13 protein-coding genes are annotated in these 15,702 nt (G+C 61.6%); 7 read left to right on the top strand and 6 right to left on the bottom strand.

The features are described 5' to 3' along the window. Window positions 1-98: 98 nt before the first annotated feature. The 3 genes from HMPREF3160_RS06460 to HMPREF3160_RS06450 are packed head-to-tail and all read left to right on the top strand — an operon-like array spanning window position 99 to window position 3,171. Window positions 99-1,250 carry a heme/hemin ABC transporter substrate-binding protein gene (locus HMPREF3160_RS06460; RefSeq protein ID WP_070507663.1) on the top strand — a complete coding sequence of 384 codons (1,152 nt, stop codon included), beginning with the start codon at window positions 99-101 and terminating at the stop codon, window positions 1,248-1,250. After that, window positions 1,247-2,308 (top strand): FecCD family ABC transporter permease, encoded by a 1,062-nt coding sequence (locus HMPREF3160_RS06455; protein ID WP_070490068.1) that lies wholly within the window; start codon window positions 1,247-1,249, stop codon window positions 2,306-2,308. Before HMPREF3160_RS06460 ends, HMPREF3160_RS06455 begins: the two co-directional genes overlap by 4 nt. Then, window positions 2,305-3,171 (top strand): heme ABC transporter ATP-binding protein, encoded by an 867-nt coding sequence (locus tag HMPREF3160_RS06450; protein ID WP_070507661.1) that lies wholly within the window; start codon window positions 2,305-2,307, stop codon window positions 3,169-3,171. The genes HMPREF3160_RS06455 and HMPREF3160_RS06450 overlap by 4 nt, the downstream gene beginning before the upstream one ends. 14 nt (window positions 3,172-3,185) lie before the next feature. Here the strand turns inward: HMPREF3160_RS06450 and HMPREF3160_RS06445 are convergent, their stop codons facing one another. The 3 genes from HMPREF3160_RS06445 to HMPREF3160_RS06435 form a co-directional block, all read right to left on the bottom strand. Further along, a complete protein-coding gene (locus HMPREF3160_RS06445; protein ID WP_070507659.1) occupies window positions 3,186-6,602 on the bottom strand; it encodes a DEAD/DEAH box helicase in 3,417 nt (1,138 codons plus the stop codon). 84 nt (window positions 6,603-6,686) lie between these two features. After that, entirely contained in the window at window positions 6,687-7,871 is a 1,185-nt protein-coding gene (locus HMPREF3160_RS06440) for a VIT1/CCC1 transporter family protein (protein ID WP_083285514.1), read from the bottom strand. A 78-nt stretch (window positions 7,872-7,949) separates the two neighbouring features. Next, window positions 7,950-9,113 carry an inositol monophosphatase family protein gene (locus HMPREF3160_RS06435; RefSeq protein WP_070507658.1) on the bottom strand — a complete coding sequence of 388 codons (1,164 nt, stop codon included), beginning with the start codon at window positions 9,111-9,113 and terminating at the stop codon, window positions 7,950-7,952. A gap of 119 nt (window positions 9,114-9,232) precedes the next feature. Here HMPREF3160_RS06435 and HMPREF3160_RS06430 point away from each other — a divergent pair, with 119 nt between their 5' ends. Both HMPREF3160_RS06430 and HMPREF3160_RS06425 read left to right on the top strand, forming a co-directional pair. Next, window positions 9,233-10,324, top strand: coding sequence for an App1 family protein (locus tag HMPREF3160_RS06430; RefSeq protein ID WP_035754892.1), 1,092 nt, complete (start codon window positions 9,233-9,235; stop codon window positions 10,322-10,324). Between the two features lie 113 nt (window positions 10,325-10,437). Then, window positions 10,438-10,902, top strand: coding sequence for an acyl-CoA thioesterase (locus tag HMPREF3160_RS06425; protein ID WP_256174088.1), 465 nt, complete (start codon window positions 10,438-10,440; stop codon window positions 10,900-10,902). An 82-nt stretch (window positions 10,903-10,984) separates the two neighbouring features. Here the strand turns inward: HMPREF3160_RS06425 and HMPREF3160_RS06420 are convergent, their stop codons facing one another. From HMPREF3160_RS06420 to HMPREF3160_RS06410, 3 genes are all read right to left on the bottom strand, one after another. Next, complete coding sequence (locus HMPREF3160_RS06420) at window positions 10,985-11,605, bottom strand: isochorismatase family protein (protein ID WP_070507656.1); 621 nt, start codon at window positions 11,603-11,605, stop codon at window positions 10,985-10,987. A 71-nt stretch (window positions 11,606-11,676) separates the two neighbouring features. After that, a complete protein-coding gene (locus HMPREF3160_RS06415; protein WP_070507654.1) occupies window positions 11,677-12,072 on the bottom strand; it encodes a hypothetical protein in 396 nt (131 codons plus the stop codon). A gap of 74 nt (window positions 12,073-12,146) precedes the next feature. After that, window positions 12,147-13,340: a YihY/virulence factor BrkB family protein gene (locus tag HMPREF3160_RS06410; RefSeq protein ID WP_070507652.1), complete on the bottom strand. Its 1,194-nt coding sequence runs from the start codon at window positions 13,338-13,340 to the stop codon at window positions 12,147-12,149. A 205-nt stretch (window positions 13,341-13,545) separates the two neighbouring features. On the opposite strand from HMPREF3160_RS06410, the gene HMPREF3160_RS06405 reads away from it, so the two are divergent. Both HMPREF3160_RS06405 and purN read left to right on the top strand, forming a co-directional pair. After that, entirely contained in the window at window positions 13,546-14,991 is a 1,446-nt protein-coding gene (locus HMPREF3160_RS06405; protein ID WP_141739857.1) for a cell division protein PerM, read from the top strand. 19 nt (window positions 14,992-15,010) lie between these two features. Beyond that, complete coding sequence (gene purN, locus HMPREF3160_RS06400; RefSeq protein ID WP_070507650.1) at window positions 15,011-15,604, top strand: phosphoribosylglycinamide formyltransferase; 594 nt, start codon at window positions 15,011-15,013, stop codon at window positions 15,602-15,604. Window positions 15,605-15,702 lie beyond the last annotated feature (98 nt).

Here is a 15,702-nt window from a genome sequence, read left to right as displayed (position 1 = left end):
AGCTCCTCCAACGGGCTACAACCACACGCCCTCCTTCATTTCTAACGTCCTCACTCCGACGTGCTCTTAACGTCGTGACAATGTAAAGCGATGGGATCATGACTCACAGCTCGCCCTTCGAGAAGACACCTTCCCGCACCACCCGTGTGGCCTTGTTCGGGGCAACGGGGCTAACACTTATCAGCTTGCTCGCAGGGTGCACGTCAGCGCCGTCCACAGCCGAATCGCCGAGCCCGCACGCAACAGCAACGGCGTCCAGCTCAGGTGAATCCAGCGGTAAAGATAGCAGCGCAAACGCGGCGGATGCACTGAAACTCACTGGCCCTGCCGAGGCACGCGACATCCCGGATATGAAACCGGTTCTATCCGGAGTGAAACCGGCGCTACCCACCACAGTGACCGATGCGCACGGTAAGGAAATCACGGTCACATCAGCCAAGAAAGTGCTTGCGTTGGATCTCAACGGAACCCTGACAGACACGATGGTCGGGCTGGGTTTGCACGACCGGCTGATCGGGCGCTCAAACTCCGATACGAGCGCGCTACTCAAAGACCTCCCCGTTGTCACCAAAGACGGTCACGACACCAACGTTGAGGCGATCCTGAACCTCAAACCGGACCTCATCATCACCACCGAAAACATCGGTGGGGCCGAGTCCTACCGCCAACTGGAAAACGCGGGAATCACAGTGGTGAGGCTCGAACCAGCCACCAGCATCGAGGGGATCCCGGACGGAATCCGCGCGGTAGGAAAAGTGTTCGGCGTGCCAGAAGCAGCAGAAAAACTCGCCAAAGAAACCAAGAAGAACCTCGATGAAGCGGCCGAATACGTCAAAGAACTGCGGTCTAAGACCCCGCGGGCACCGCGCGCCGCCGTGCTGTATGTGCGCGGAACTGGGGGAGTGTTCTTCATCCTCGGCAACGAACATGGCGCTTCCGACATCGTTGAGGCGCTCGGCCTGCAAGATACGGCACGGGAGAACAACATCGAAGGCGTGAAACCCGCTAACGCGGAAGCGCTTTTGAACCTCAACCCGGAGATTGTCTTCGCGATGAAACGCGGGATCGAATCCGCAGGTGGAATGGATGGTTTCCTCAAGCGCCCAGGTATGGCCGCAACAGTGGCGGGCAAGAATAAACGCATCATCACTGCGGCTGATGGCCAGCTTTTATCTTTCGGGCCACGCACACACGAGAACCTTAAAGCGCTCGCAGAAGCCGTATATCAGGACGGACAAGCCAAGAAATGACCCAGACCGTGGCGAGCAACCGTAGCGCGAGGGCACGCGCGGCTTGGCTCACCGGCATCGTACTGACCATTGCCGTGGTGTGTGTTCTGCTGATCTCGTCCGCGGCTGGCCAGTACGCGACAACACCCATAGAAGTCCTCAGTTCAATCAAGAGAGTCGCGTTCGATGGGGCCGAACCCACCGACAACCCGACCGACGCCGCGCTGTGGACGATCCGGTTCCCGAGAGCCCTGCTCGCAGCGGTCATCGGGGCGAGCCTCGCGTTAGCCGGCACCGTGATGCAAGGCATCTTCGCCAACCCGCTAGCTGAACCAAGCGTTGTAGGCGTCAGCGCCGGCGCGAGCGTCGGCGCGTGCCTCGCCATCGTCTTCGGATACACATCGACTGGCTCCTGGGTCCTGCCAGTCAGCGCATTCATCGGCGCGATGATCGCCACCGCATGCGTGTGGATGCTCGCCAAAGGCTCGGGTAAGGTCCTGGTACTCACGCTCGTGTTGACCGGTATCGCGATCAACGCAATCGGCGGGGCACTCACCAGCTTCCTGGTGTACCTGGGGGACACAAGCTCGCGCGAAGAAATCATCTTCTGGCAAATGGGATCCCTCGCCGCGGCCCGCTGGGAGCAAGTAGGCGTGTGCCTCGCCGTGCTCGCCGTGACAGCCCTATGCATCTGGCTCTATAGGAACAGGCTCGACGTTCTGGCACTCGGGGACGCCGCCGCCCACGGAACCGGAATCAACGTCGAACGGCTACGGTTCATCAGCGTGATCCTCGTCTGCATCCTGACCGGAACCGCGGTCGCGTTCTCCGGGATGATCGGATTCGTGGGGCTCGTCGTCCCCCACGCTCTACGGCTCATAGTGGGGCCCTCCCATAAATACCTCGTCCCGCTATCCCTCCTGGGTGGGGCAACCCTGCTTGGACTCGCCGACACCGCGGCCCGCACACTGATCCCGCTCAGCGACATCCCCGTCGGCGTCTTCACCGCACTCGTAGGCGGACCCGTCTTCATCGTCTTGCTGCGCGGAACCCTCAAAAAAGGAGGCATCAGGTCATGAACGCGCTCGAAGCCGAAGACCTGAACATCACCATCAACGGCGCAACGCTGCTCGACTCCGTAACAGTGTCTGTGCGGCAAGGAGCCGTGACCGGGATCATCGGCCCGAACGGAGCAGGGAAATCGACACTGCTGGCCGCGCTCGCCGGCTTCACCCACCCACGCCGAGGGGTAGTTCGGGTCAATGGGGTAGACATACATACGATCCCGCACCTGGAACTAGCCCAACAGCGTGCCGTCATGAACCAGAACTCGGATGTCGCCTTCCCTTACACGATCCGGGAAATAGTGGAGATGGGGCGCACCCCGTGGGGAACCAACCCAGCCAACAGCACAGCCGTTGAGCAAGCGATCGAGCTGACTGGGCTCAGCCACCTGCTCGATCGTGAAATCACGACCCTTTCGGGCGGGGAGCGCCAACGAACCGCGTTCGCGCGGGTCATCGCCCAGGCTTTCCCGATGTGCGCGGGCCGGGTCCTCTTGCTCGATGAACCCACCGCTGCGATGGACGTCGCCTACGCCGAACACACCCTGGCACTGACTCAAGAGTTCGCCGCCCAAGGTTCCGCAGTTGTGGTGGTGATCCACGACCTCGACGCCGCCGCATCCTACGCAGATGACCTCATCGTGCTCGACCAAGGCAGGGTCCGCGCCGCCGGAGCCACGGCGGAAGTCTGTGACGCGCGGCTGCTGAGCTCGGTCTACCGGACCTCACTCGAAGTGTTCGAAGCCGCCGGCCGCACACGCATCAGCCCCGTACGGCCCTGCCGGTTCCTGAAACCACGCGACAGCCACAGTGTTACCCACAACAGCGTCGGCAACAGCAGCGCCAGCGAAACCCACGGCGACATCACGGAGAGCTAAGCGCGAGGTGGGGCCTATTCGGCGAGCAGTTCGCGGATGTCGTCCGCGCTGAGGGCGGAACCGAACCCATCGCCGCCGTCCATGACGGATGTGATGAGCTCGCGTTTGGCATCCTGCAGAGCCACGACCTTCTCTTCGATGGTTCCAGCAGAGACCATGCGGTACACCATGACGTTGCGGGTCTGTCCGATGCGGTGGGCACGGTCCACCGCCTGAGCCTCCGCGGCCGGGTTCCACCACGGATCCATGAGGAAGATGTAGTCAGCCTCCGTGAGGTTCAGCCCGAAACCGCCGGCCTTGAGCGAGATCAAGAACACCGGGGCCTCGCCGTCCTTGAACTCTTGGATCGCCTCTTCACGGTTGCGGGTAGCTCCATCCAGGTACGCGTAGTCGATCCCCGCCTCATCAAGGCGAGCGCCAGCGCGTTTGAGGAAGGACGTGAATTGCGAGAACACCAGCGCACGGTGGCCCTCTGCGAGCAGTGAGCTCAGGTAGTCCAAGAGAGCATCCAGCTTGGCTGAACCGACATCGGCGAACTCTTCTTCATCCACCAACGCAGGATCCAACGCCATGAGACGCAACGTGGTGAGCGAGGTGAAGATCGTGAATCGGTTCCGGTTGATGTCCTCCACCAGATGCAGAACCTTCTGCCGCTCACGCTGCAGCCGCGTGTCATAGATACGGCGGTGCTCATCCGAAAGGTCGATCGCCAGAACCTGCTCTTGCTTGCTCGGCAGGTCCGTCATCACTTCAGCCTTGGTGCGGCGCAGCATGAACGGACGCACCCTGCGGCGCAACCGCTCCAACGGCTCAACAGCACCCATCCGTTCGATGGGCCGGCCAAACACTTCAGCGAACTTACTGGACGAGGGGAACAAGCCAGGGGAAGTGATCGCCAGTAGTGCCCACAGCTCCATGAGGTTGTTCTCAAGCGGAGTACCCGTGATCGCGAACTTCACGCGAGCCTTCAACTCACGCGCCGTCTGATGCGCCTTCGTGGATTTATTCTTCACGAACTGCGCCTCATCCAGGATCAACGCCGACCATTCCACGCCGTGATAAACATCCGAATCCAGACGGAACAGCGTATAGGAGGTCACCACCACATCGTTGTGCGCGGCGACCTCAGCCAGCGACTGAGCCGCTTTCGCCTGTGTATCCCGCACACCGGCAACCCTCACGCCCGGGGCGAACCGGCGCAACTCAGCCAGCCAGTTAGGAACCACCGAGGTCGGCGCGACCACCAAAACCGGGCCGGCGCCGCCCATCAACGCGGTGTGCGCGGCGCCAGTTTCCGATGCGGCGGCCGGGGCTGTATCTGCAGCGTCCGATGCGGCAGGCAGGTCGGGTGCGCTCTGCTCCTCGCGCGTCCATGCTTCGCGCATGTGGACTAACAAGGTGATGACTTGCAGTGTTTTACCCAGGCCCATGTCATCAGCCAGGATCCCGCCGAGACCCTGCCGCCACAGCGAAGCGAGCCAACGGAAACCATCCACCTGATACGGGCGCAACGTGGCATCGACAGTGTCAGGGACCGGGGTTTCACTCGCTTTCTCCGAACCCGTCGATAGACCGGAGATGGCCGCATACCAGGAATCCGGGCCGGACACCTCAGTAGCTAAACCGGCCAGCTCGTCCCACAGGTTCACTTGATAGCGGGTGATCCGCAACGGGTCTTTCGGGTTCTCTTTCAGCATGTTCGCTTCCTCGATGAGGCTGCGAAGCTGATGGAAGAGCGGCTGATCAAGCGAGACGTAGGTCTTATCCGACATCAGCATGCGCTTCTGCCCAGCGGAGAGCGCCCGCAGAATATCGGCATAAGGGATCCGGCGGTCACCCACCGTGATCATCAAACCTAGATCAAACCAGTCGTTCTTATCCGACTCAACCGTGGTCACCGTGAGCTCAGGGGCCTCAGTGAGTTCCTTATAGACAGGACGTTTACCCACATCGAGCACCCTCACGTGCGGGGTCCGCTCCAACGCAGGCAGGCCGCGACGGACGAAGTCGACGGTGGCAAGCCCCTCGAGCGTATGCGAAACCAGGCCGCCGTTACTGCGGTGCGGCTCGAGCTCATCCCAGCCGTGATTGACCAAAACCTTCAGCGCTGCGGAACGCAACTGCGCCTCAGCCTGCACATCGCGGGCGTAATCATCGAGCCCACCGGCACCGTAATCGATCTCCGAATCGACGACCACCACATCGTCAGGTTGATACGTCGCAACAACAACCAGCGACGGGGGAGTGATCTGCGGCAACGAAACCGAACCATCACGGGACACAAAAGAAACGCGGCGACCCAAACGCTGATACAAGCCAGAGAAGAACTGCTCCTCCTCACCAGCGGGGACCGTGATGGTCGACGGGCGGCGCACCAAGAAACGAGTCTCCGGCTCCAACGTGTGCTCCACCGGGGCGATCTCTATGGTGTGGCCATCCTCAGCCAACGCCCACACACCATGCCGACCCACACTGCCCGCCACGACGTCCTCACCTAGCGCGATAGTACGGGAGCCGATGTCCATCGTCGGAGTTAGCTCGAGACCCTCATCGCTGCGCTGCGCATCGAAATACACGCGGCCGGCATCAACCAGCTCGATACCGGAGATCTCGCCGGAACCCACGAGTTCGATCCCCAGCTCGTGAGCCTCCTCAAGCAAGGAAAAAACCAAACCGGAGGCGAAATCATCGAAAATGAGCCAGTCGTTATCCTCACCGAAATACAGCTCACCATTAGCCCTATACAGAGGAACCAACTGGCAGAACCACCGGTGTTGCTCCGGATCCAACGGCAAACCATAGGTCTTGAAAGAAATCGTGTTCCACCGTAAAGCAGAACGAATCCAACGGCCCTGCGGGTTACGGATCACAGGGCGGATCGCCAACGTGAACCGGCTACGCACACCACGGGCACCCACAGCTTTCGGGTTCTGACCCGCACCATACTGACGCCTGGACGCATCCCGGGAATCACGTAGCTCAAACTGCAAACCCAGCGGCTGGATATCCTCAGGCTTCTGACCGTCACGGCCCGCACGCCCGCTCTCCACAATCCGCGACAGCGCCTGCTCCCACTCGGCATCAACAGGCTGCAGGGCCTCCTCCGCCTCCCGCTCATCCTTCGCCTTCATATGGCGGGCATTCGAATCGATCAGCACAGCGGCGGCATGCCTACAACCCGGCTCCTCGTCCGCGCTGCAGGTCATCTCACCAATCAAGAACCCAGACTGATCCGCAACCAACGTGATATGCGCGTGAGCCTCAACATCGTCATCGACCACCGTGCCGGTCAGCACCAACGCATCCGAATCCCACGAAAGCTCAGACAACCTACCCGCATCAACCAGCATTTTCCCGCGGGTAAAAGAGCCACCACCGACCTTTTTCAGGACCTCACGGGCATCAACCAAAGGAAACTTCGCAGAACTCATCACCGCATAGTTTCTCATCCTGAGGCAGGTGTCATGAAATCGGGGACATCATGCCGAGTGGTTCTGCACCGCGTGTGGCGGGCCCTATAGGGCGACGGTTCCGAAGGCCAGACCCAGCCCATAGGTCACAGCCGCGGCACCCAGGCCGATGAACAGCTGCCGGAACCCACGCGATACCGGGGAAGAACCAGAGATCAGCCCCACAAAGCCACCCGTGATGAGCAGAGCAGCGCTCACAAGCACGGTAGCCACGATCACGGCGCCGAGGCCAGACATACCGAAGATGTAGGGGAGGATCGGGACGATTGCACCGATCGAAAACATCACAAAGGACGATGTCGCCGCACCCCACGCGCTACCGTGCCCGTCGAGCTCCTCATCACCTGGCAGGGACCGGTCCTCATGCGGCAACGGCAGGGACGTGGATGGGTCGCAGTCGCAATCGAAGCGACCCATGCGTTCAGCGGCGCGATGCTCAGCAGCCGCCTGGGACATCCCTCGCGCCAGATACACCAGCACAAGCTCGTTCTCGTCAATATCCAGGTGCGGCGCGGCACGCAAGGTCGCGTGCGTTGGTCGGGAGGCATCCAAAAGTTCCCGCTGGGAACGGATCGAAACGAACTCGCCGGCACCCATCGACAGCGCGCCCGCGAGCAGGCCCGCGATACCTGTAAACATCACGATCGACGGCGCAACACCGGTCGCCCCGATACCTAACACGAGCGCGAAGTTAGACACCAAACCATCGTTGGCACCGAACACCGCGGCACGGAAATTACCCGAAAGCCGCATCCGGCCCTCCGTGGCGAGCCCGCGCACAACCTCCTCATGCACCAACTCGTCCGCGGCCATCTTGTCCGGAACATCCGAATCCTTCGCATACGGGTTATTGCCCTCGGCACGCTGGACCAACGCCAAAACGAAAATCGAACCGAAATGCGTAGCCAAAAAACGCAGAAGCGACCGCTGGACCGAAGGCCGCGACGGCTTAGCGTGCTCACCTAAAAGCTCACGCCAATGATCAGCGTGACGCTCCTCAGCTGCGGCGAGCCCCTTCAGAATGCGGGCATCCTCCGGGGACTTCACTTTCGCGGCGAGCGCCTCATAGATCGCGCCCTCCGTCAACTCATCAGCCAAATAGCGGCGCCAACGGCGGATCTGTGCGGGTGTTGGCTCCGGTCGTTGGGAATCCGGGCGCTGGGCTGGAGAGTTATCGTTGGGGTTTTGGGTGGGGGAGGGGTGGGCAGGCGAAGACGATGAGGTACTCACGGGCACCAGTTTAGAAAAACTTTCGACGCCGGTGCCGGGCAAAAAGTTATGCCACCTTTAATTCTCCGGAAGTCTCTGTTAGTCGTTTGGAAGCGTCCGGGCGATCATCTGGTTGAGGACCTTCCGCGCGGTCGGAACGCTTGCGCCGTTCGCATGCACCAGGAACATCGGCGCATCCAGAACACTGCCGCCGGAACCGGAGTCCGTGTCGCTGGTGCGTCGGGAACCGGAGCCTGCGCCGGGGCTGAGCAGGGCAACGGGAGCTGAGGAAGGCCCCGGAATACCAGCGCGGCGGCCACCGTAGAGCCACGTAGCCCCCGAACCCACCGCGATCAAAGCCGCCGCAGCGATATCCCACGGCTTCACGGCCGGGCCGAGCACCGCATCGTGCACCCCCGAGGCCAGCCTGCACACATCCACCGTGGTGCACACGTGCCGGCGCACCGTCGCGAAGGCCTGCACCAGGTCAGAAAACTCGCGTGCCGCATCGGGGGAGACCTCGAGGGCTTCAGGATGCGGGTGATCCGTGACCAGCGCGCACGACGATTCAGCACCGCGGCCAGAAGAGGCACACGGAACCCAAGCATCGGCGCCACCTGCAGAGTCACAGCCGCCTGCAGAGCCAAAGGTGCCTGCAGAGTCAAAAGTGCGCTGCTGAAAGTGACGTTGCTCAGAGACCACAATCCCGTCTGCGCCGATCCATGCGCGCCACATACGCCCCAATGCAGGCGCGCACACAACCCCGGCAACCGGGACACCATCCATGACCGCGGCAACCGAAATCCCGAAATCCGGGAGGCCGTGAACGAAATTGCTTGTTCCATCGATCGGATCAATAACCCAACACACCACTCCTGCCTCGGGAGAGCCGGCCCTGTTCTCGCCAGCGCCCTCCTCGCCGGCGCCGGCCCCGCCAGCGCCTTCTTCGCCGAGAAACACGGCTTGCGGGGTCCGTGCGCGCAGGAACTCAACCAGTCGGGCTTCAGTCTCGATGTCCGTTGGAGTCACCACATCGTGCGCCGAAGACTTCTGCCGCGCACTCACACCGGCACGCCACGCAGCCTCAACATCGGCCGCCACGGCCACGACCGCGTCCACCGCGATGTCCCGCAAACGCTCAGGCTCCCTGGCCCCGAGCCGCGCAACCATCGCTCCAGCGTCAGGCCACACGCGAGCCTCTATCGCATCGAGCCCCTCCGCCGCATCGATCCCCGTCGCCGCACTGTACAGATCCGAACTCATAGCTTCAGCCTAACCAAGAACACACAAACCAAAGGCAAGCCGCCAGCCACCTGAAACCACTGCCGTGTGAGGGACGCCGCACCCTCCGTGACCGTGCCACATGAGAAACTAGATGCGTGATGAAAGACGGTAAAAAACAGCACACCAAACGAGCCCATAAAGAGTTCGCTCTCGCGCTTGAAGACCGTTGGCAAGACTTCCGCCTCAAAATGTCCCAACGCCGTGGAGACAAAGTCGCCGTTGTCCCATACCGCGGCTACGGCCGCAGCGGAGAAAACGGGTGGGTGCGCGTATTCGCACGAGTTGTCATGGCGAAACCCGGGTCACGGCTTGAAGACCTCCACCTGCCCGCAGTCGTTGAAGAAGGCGTGCGCGGGTGGCGTCACTTCATCTCACCCACCGTCGCGGAATACCCCGTCACAATCCGCATCAACGGCGCAACCTATGACGTGTACTCAGACCGCGGCGGCGTGATCGACGAACGCCTCGCCGTGAACCTCGAACCCGGCTGGCACCACGTCGAATTCATCGTCGATGACTCCGAACCCGTCAGCGGTCACGTGTTCATGGTCAACGAAAAGCAAAAACACGGGATCATCTGCGACGTCGATGACACCGTTGTCGTCACGATGCTCCCGCGCCCACTACTAGCGGCATGGAACTCCTTCGTCATCGACGAACACGCACGCGTACCAACCCCAGGCATGGCAGTGTTCCTCGACCGCTTCGCCACCGCACACCCCGGCGCACCCACGCTCTACCTCTCCACGGGCGCGTGGAACACAAACCGGGCACTCAGCCGCTTCATGGCCCGCAACCTATTCCCAGACGGCCCGCTACTGCTCACCGACTGGGGGCCAGTCGAAGGCCGCTGGTTCCGCTCCGGCATCCAACACAAAGTAGACAACCTACGCCGCCTTGCTAGAGAATTCCCCGACATCTCGTGGCTACTGGTCGGCGACGACGGCCAAAAAGACCCCAACATTTACGCCGAATTCGCCCGCCGCTACCCAGACAACGTGTCCGCGATCGTGATCCGTCAACTCACCCCATCGGAAGCCGCGCTCGCCGGCGGGCGTAACGCGGCGATCATGAACACGACCCCGGGTGTCCCGTGGGTCTATGAACCCGATGGTGGGCGCATCGCCGCACGGCTGGCCGCCTTGGGCCTCATGCCGGAAGCCCCCGACGCGCTCCATCCGGACCACTAGCCCCGGCGCCAGAACAGGTGCTGAAACCAGCGCGAAGCCCGCGCTGAAATCAGCGCCGAAATCGGCGCCAGATCTTGCGTCGAAACAAGCCCCCAAGCAGGAAGGACAGCCACGTGAGCCGCCAAACCGTCTCTGTGCCACTACGGTGGGCAGACATGGACGCCTACGGGCACATCAACAACGCCAACCAGATCCGCCTCATGGAAGAAGCCCGCGTCGCCGGCTTCGGCGTCCCCGGCGGAACCGGTTCACCAGTAGGCCGCGAAGGCAAAAACGACCTGTTCGAAAACGTCGGCGAGGGCATCATGATCCTCGTCGTCGAACACACCATCCGCTACCTAGCGCAACTTCCATACCGCGACGTACCCGCCGCCGTGGACATCTGGATCTCCGACATCAAACCCGCAACCTTCACCGTCAACTACGAAATCCGCGACGGCCACGACGGAACCCTCTGCTCACGCGCCAAAACTCTCATGGCGCTCGCCGAGGGCGAGACGGGGCGCCTCATGAGAGTCCCGGCCGAGATCCGCGAAGCCATGCAGGCATTCACAGACGAGAACCGGGACAACGAATAAGCCGCGCCCAGCGCACCGTCAACTCGGCGCGCCCAGCGCAGCGTCAATTCTGCGCGCTTAACGCACAGTTCCTTCGGCGCGCCTAACGCACGACGGTCGCGCCGGCCTCCTCGAGGGAGGCCAGTGCCGCTTCCGCCGCGTCAGCGTCCACGTAAGCGGTGTGCTGGTTGAGCACGGTGACGGTGAAACCGTTGGCTAGAGCGTCGCGCGCAGAGGCCAGAACGCAGTGGTCGGTTGCGATCCCCACAACATCAAGCTCGGTGATGCCCTCCTCTTTGAGGATCTCGGCGAGGCCGCTGCCGTCATCGGATACACCCTCGAAAGCCGAGTAGGCGGGGCTTTCCATGCCTTTACGGACCTCAAGCTCGATGCGCGAGGCATCAAGATTCGGGTGATATGCCGCGCCCTCGGTGTTGGCTACACAGTGGACTGGCCACGTGGTGGTCCAGTTCGGTGCCTCACCAGCTGGAGCGAAATGGCCGCCATTATCGCCTTCCGGCGAATGCCAATCCCGTGATGCCGCGATCAGCTGATAGTCGTGGCCCGGAGCTGTCAGCGAGTTGATGGACGCCGCAACCGCAGCCCCGCCATCACACCCCAAGGCCCCACCTTCAGCGAAGTCGTTCTGCACATCCACAATCAGTAGCGCGCGGCCATTCGCGGCGCCCTCGCGGCTCTGGCCGGCAACGTTGTCAGCTACCATCGTTTTCCTTCTTTCCGGTGAAAGGACGCCCAGTGAAGGGACGTCCCCTAGGCGGGAACCCAGCTCGCGCCCTACTTAGCTGAGAGTGCCGCGACTTTTTTCTGGGCTGCTTTGTGGGCGCGGGCGGCCTTGCGTTCCTCACGCTTGGCCGCCACTTTCGCTTCGCTGCGCTTGGAACCGCCGAAGAGCAACGCGCTGAGACCGGATGCCGCGGTCACGATCGCCACGGCCTCCTCTGCACCCACCTTCTTGGCGAGTGGATGCGAGTAGCCGAACGCGCCAAGATAGATCCCCAGCAACACAAGCGCGCGTGGCCAGCCGACCTTCTTGACCCAAATGCAGGTAGCGAAGATGCCGCAGACCGCCAACACGGCGCCGCCAAGCGGACGGTTCTTGGTGCGGCGGGCAACCTCGAAGCCGCCCACGAGTCCGGTAGTCGTCAAGAGTGGAGTAGTCAGATTAGCCATAAGGCTCTCCTTATGTGTGGAAAAGCGTCGAGAAGACAAGCCGGGGCGGTGCCGTTCTGCACCGCCGCCTGGCGTTAGTTGGAATCGTCCTTACCGGAGGTTTCTTCCGGTTCCGGCGGGGTGTGGGATGCCTGGCGGATCATGCTCAACACGGCAACCACGCCACCGAAGCCCGCGAGTGCTTTCAGACGCCTCTTCTTACGTTTAGGGTCCATCGGCTCAGGACCAATCGGGTTGGTCATCAAACGCAACTTACGGCCTTCGAACACGTCCTTGGCGTAGGCCTTTTCCTTCTTCTTGATCCCAGAAACCGAGCGAGGCGGAAGCAAGACCTGTTCCTCAGCGATCAGGCCCGCGGTGAGCTGGCGTGCACGCTGAGCCTCAACATCGACCTCCGCACCCAAGACCAGTACGCAGTTGATGATCCAGATCCACATCAGACCAGCGATAGCACCACCGATGGAGCCGTAGGTTTTGTTGTAGTTAGCGAAGTTGGAGAGGTACCACGCGAAACCGGCGGTCGCCAACGCCATCGTGACCAGCGCGAACGTGGCACCTAGGGTGACCCAACGGATCTGCGGGCGGCGCACGTTCGGGGTGAAGTTATACAGCAGGCCGATCATGACGATCGCAACCAGGATAAGAACCGGCCATTTCAGGATGTTCCATGCGGTCACGGCCTCAGCGCCTAGACCGATCCAGCTGCCGATCATGGACGCGAAGTCACCGGAGACCAGCAGCAACAGGATGCAGATCACCGAACCGAACAGCAACGCGAGGGTGATGAGGTACATCTGGATGCGCAAGAACATTGGGGCGCGGCCCTCTTCAACGCCGTAGACGGTGTTGATCGAGCGGGAGAACGCGTTGACGTAGTTCGAGGACGTCCACACGGCACCGAGGACACCGATGACGAAGAACAACCCAGCGCCGCCGCCTTCAGTCAGGCTCGTGATGGGTTCTTCGAGGACTTTCGCCATCTCCGGGGAGCCGACGTCCTGAACGGTGTCGAGTAGCAGTTTGGTGGTCTCTTCGCCCTGGCCGAACAAGCCCAGCGTGGAGACGAGGGCGAGCAGTGCCGGGAACATCGCGAACACTGTCCTGTAGGTCAGGGAAGCGGCCATGTCCATGCCGCCGTCGCGCGTGAACTCGCGTAGTGCTCTACCGAAAATGTATTTCCATCCGGCTGCCGGAAGTGGTCCGGCTTTGTCCATGCGTTCCTCGATCGCTTCTTTCGCGTCGGGGTCTGCCGTGATGCTTCTCTCCACGGTGGGGGCCTTCCTGATGGATGTTATTCATCTAGAGCCTAACCATCTCACAGATCGGATGCCACACTTTGGAGTTTTTGGGGCTCAAGGGTGGGCGATTTCGCCGCGCCTGCGTGTGGTGTGGGTTCTAAGATGGCACGATCGGTGGTGAAGCATGCGGCGTGGCCGTGGATGCTGAAGTGAGTTTGTTGAGGGATGTTGCAGGATGCCTACGGATTTTATGGATTCGCGCGACGCCGGCGGAGCCGGGGACGCTGAAACGTCATCTGAGCCCGGTAGTCCACGTGATGCTGAGGCGGCGGCAGCCGGTGAGGGTGCGGCGGAGCAGCTCGTGTATGGGGTAGGGGATGAGCGTGTTTCTTTGACGACCCGCACCCGCGAGGCTCTGTACCGTTTCCGCGTGGGCTTGCAGGAGGGCATGCCGCTTCCGTTGGTGATCCAGGGCGGTATTGAGGCGATCCAGGTGTATGTTCTGGGTTTGCTTGTTGTTGCGCTTCCGGTGGCTGGCGCCGCGATGTCTGGTGGCTGGTTGGGCGCGGATGTCAGCGAGGTCGCTCGTGTCACGGGGCGGTGGTGGCTGTTGGGGCATGGGGTTCCGTTGGTGCGTTCCGAAGCCGCTATTGGCGGGGCTGGCACGATGTGGTTCTTGCCTCTAGGTTTCGTTGTGTTGCCAGGCTGGTTGGCGTGGCGTGCTGGGCGGCGGTTGGCGCGGGCCTCGTGGTCTGATCAGTTGTGGCAGGCGATGCTGGGTTCTCTTCTGGTGTATGGGGTGCTCGGGATTGTGACGACGTGGTGGGCGTCCTCTGAGCTGATTGCTTCGCCGTGGTGGGGCGCGTTGTTGATTCCCTTGGTGATTCACGGGCTCGGTTTGATTGGTGGCGCGTGGCGTGAGGCGGGTTCGTTTGGCCGGTTGATTGGTTTTAATGCGGCGGAGCGGGTGCTTCACCATTCGCAGTATCAGCGGTGGGCTGGCTCGTATGTGTGGGCGGTGGTTCGCGCTGGTTTTGTGGGGCTTGTGATGGCTGTGGGGTTGGCATCAGCGGCGTTCACGGTGCAGTTGGTGGTGCATTGGGTTGATGTGATCAACACTGTGATGCGCCTGAATCCGGGCCTGTGGGGTGGTGCCGCGTTGATGCTGCTGCAGCTGGTGTTTGTGCCGAACATGGTGATGTACACGCTGGCTTATGTCAGTGGTGGCGGGTTCGCGTTGGGTAGCACCACCTCGATTTCTGCGTTTGGTTCGTTCGGGACGGATATGCCGCCGTTGCCGGTTTTGGGGATGTTGCCGGATGGGCCGCAGGTGTGGGTTGTGGCTATCCCGGTGCTTGCTGGTGTCGTTGCCGGCTGGTGGTTCATGCGTGAGGGCGAGAACCATTTGGAGGAGTGGTTGACTCTTCGTTTTTCGCAGCGCTGGATTGGTGTGACGTTGTCTTCGCTCATGTTGGGTTTGTTGGTGGGCGCGGTCTCTGCAGTGGGTTTCGTGGTGTTGGCTTTGTTGTCTTCTGGCACGTTGGGGCTGGGTATTTTCACGTGGATCGGGCCGCACGTGTGGGTTTCGGCTGGCTTGTTGGTTGCGGAGATCGGCGTGGGCGCTGTGCTCGGTAATGTTGCTGCGCCATTGTTTGAGCGTGACCCGGTTTTGGATGACTGAGTCTAGGTAGGGTTTGGGTATGCGTGCTGTTGTTCTACTTTCTGGGTCTGGTACGAATTTTCAGGCTGTTGTTGATGCGGTTTCTGCTCGCCGGTTGACGGGTATGGAGATTGTCGCGGTGGGTACGGATCAGCCGGGGGCGGCTGGTTTGCATCGGGCTGATGTTCTGGGTGCTGAAACGTTTGTGGTGGACCCTCGGGATTACGATGCGCGTGCTGGCTGGGATGCGGCGTTGGCTTCTGCGGTGGCTGGTTTTTCCCCGGATGTGGTGGTGTGTTCGGGATTTATGCGGATTCTGGGGGCGGCGTTTCTGGAGCGTTTCGGGGATAGGACGGTGAATACGCATCCGGCGTTGCTGCCTTCTTTCCCTGGTGCACACGGTGTGCGGGACGCGTTGGCTTATGGGGTCAAGGTCACCGGCTGTACTGTGCACTGGGTTGATGCTGGGGTGGATACGGGCCCGATCATCGCTCAGCGTGCCGTTGAGGTGCGGGAAGGTGAATCCCAGGATGAGCTACATGAGCGGATCAAGGTTCAGGAGCGTTCTGCGTTGATTGAGGTTTTGCAGGGCCTGGCTGATGGCGTGATCAGCTTCCCTCACGCGGACGCCTGACGCGTAGACTGGGTGTGCCTGCCGTTTCGCGGCGGGCGCTTTCTGGTGCGCACGTGTAGTGCGTCTTGTTCCGCGATTTCTCCTGAGGAGCCTTTTCT

The organism is Arthrobacter sp. HMSC06H05 (assembly GCF_001807395.1).
Lineage (GTDB): Bacteria > Actinomycetota > Actinomycetes > Actinomycetales > Micrococcaceae > Pseudoglutamicibacter > Pseudoglutamicibacter albus.
This window is presented reverse-complemented; position numbering and strand designations above follow the sequence as displayed.

Bases quoted from the DNA above. Each gene is read 5' to 3' on its own strand.
- HMPREF3160_RS06420 (WP_070507656.1), bottom strand. From the start codon at position 11,605: ATGGTAGCTGACAACGTTGCCGGCCAGAGCCGCGAGGGCGCCGCGAAT.
- HMPREF3160_RS06460 (WP_070507663.1), top strand. From the start codon at position 99: ATGACTCACAGCTCGCCCTTCGAGAAGACACCTTCCCGCACCACCCGT.
- HMPREF3160_RS06405 (WP_141739857.1), top strand. From the start codon at position 13,546: ATGCCTACGGATTTTATGGATTCGCGCGACGCCGGCGGAGCCGGGGAC.
- HMPREF3160_RS06450 (WP_070507661.1), top strand. From the start codon at position 2,305: ATGAACGCGCTCGAAGCCGAAGACCTGAACATCACCATCAACGGCGCA.
- HMPREF3160_RS06445 (WP_070507659.1), bottom strand. From the start codon at position 6,602: ATGAGTTCTGCGAAGTTTCCTTTGGTTGATGCCCGTGAGGTCCTGAAA.
- HMPREF3160_RS06455 (WP_070490068.1), top strand. From the start codon at position 1,247: ATGACCCAGACCGTGGCGAGCAACCGTAGCGCGAGGGCACGCGCGGCT.
- HMPREF3160_RS06435 (WP_070507658.1), bottom strand. From the start codon at position 9,113: ATGAGTTCGGATCTGTACAGTGCGGCGACGGGGATCGATGCGGCGGAG.
- HMPREF3160_RS06430 (WP_035754892.1), top strand. From the start codon at position 9,233: ATGAAAGACGGTAAAAAACAGCACACCAAACGAGCCCATAAAGAGTTC.
- HMPREF3160_RS06415 (WP_070507654.1), bottom strand. From the start codon at position 12,072: ATGGCTAATCTGACTACTCCACTCTTGACGACTACCGGACTCGTGGGC.
- purN (WP_070507650.1), top strand. From the start codon at position 15,011: ATGCGTGCTGTTGTTCTACTTTCTGGGTCTGGTACGAATTTTCAGGCT.